This window comes from Nocardioides malaquae (genome assembly GCF_015070385.1).
Classification (GTDB): domain Bacteria; phylum Actinomycetota; class Actinomycetes; order Propionibacteriales; family Nocardioidaceae; genus Nocardioides; species Nocardioides malaquae.
Map to the genome: position 1 here is coordinate 1 of NZ_JADCSA010001296.1, position 232 is coordinate 232.

1 protein-coding gene is annotated in these 232 nt (G+C 45.7%); it reads right to left on the reverse strand.

Annotated features, from left to right (window positions below; genetic code table 11):
- Positions 1-232 (reverse strand): hypothetical protein (locus IEQ44_RS17520; protein ID WP_227487729.1); only part of this gene is annotated, 232 nt, incomplete at both ends.

Sequence of the window (232 nt, forward strand, 5' to 3'; positions counted from 1 at the left end):
GTTGTTGTTTTTTTGTCGTAGACACGGGCGCCATCCCTCTTTTTGGTGAAAGGATTGATGATTACTGTGGCTGTCTTATCAACGTCCATGCTCACAGCTCCAATGCTTTCTCTTTTTTCATCAGCAGTATTCACAGAACATGTTCTGTGCACTTCCCTTTCTGCCATATTCTCACATGGCTGCACTATATTCTGAACTACTACTGGAAGTGCAGCCCTGGACTGGGCATGGG